Source organism: Pseudomonas sp. B19(2017) (assembly GCF_002113165.1).
Taxonomy (GTDB): domain Bacteria; phylum Pseudomonadota; class Gammaproteobacteria; order Pseudomonadales; family Pseudomonadaceae; genus Aquipseudomonas.
In genome coordinates this window covers 1-543 of record NZ_NEJR01000057.1, presented here as the reverse complement: position 1 = coordinate 543, position 543 = coordinate 1, and the positions used below count along the sequence as shown (strand labels likewise).

The following is a 543-nucleotide window of genomic DNA, read 5'->3' as shown; positions in this document are numbered from 1 at the left end:
GCATGGCCACTTGTGATGCTGATAATCTTTGTGACTATCAGTCCGTACTCACAAGCACCCACACGAATTGCTTGATTCGATTTGTTAAAGAGCGTTTGGCCAAGAGCTTTTCGCCTCAACCGAGGCGCGCATTCTACGCTTTCCTCATGGTCTGTCAAGCGTTTATTTTGAAGTTTTTTGCGAGAAACTCGTTTGACTTCAGACACTTAACTCGCTTCGATCTCTCGTCGCGGGAGGTGAATAATACAGCATTCAAAAACGCTGTCAACCACCTTTTTACCACTGGCTGGCCGTTCAGCCCACCAGGAGAAGCGATAGCTTCTACTTAAAGACAAAACCCCTACCTGCATGTGCAGATAGGGGTTTTGCGAAATGAATCTTGACGATGACCTACTCTCACATGGGGAAACCCCACACTACCATCGGCGATGCATCGTTTCACTGCTGAGTTCGGGATGGGATCAGGTGGTTCCAATGCTCTATGGTCGTCAAGAAATTCTGTTGCCAGAATGTCTTTTGAACACTCTTGGCTAATTCGGATAT

The 543-nt window shown here is 47.0% G+C and carries 1 protein-coding gene and 1 rRNA gene; both read right to left on the bottom strand.

Annotation, left to right across the window (positions count from 1 at the left end; all coding sequences use genetic code 11):
- On the bottom strand, positions 1–206 hold a 206-nt coding region (locus CAF70_RS27780; RefSeq protein ID WP_218191436.1), incomplete at its 3' end, for a hypothetical protein.
- Positions 207–377: 171 nt separating this feature from the next.
- Positions 378–493, bottom strand: a 5S ribosomal RNA gene (rrf, locus tag CAF70_RS26005).
- Positions 494–543: the final 50 nt, after the last annotated feature.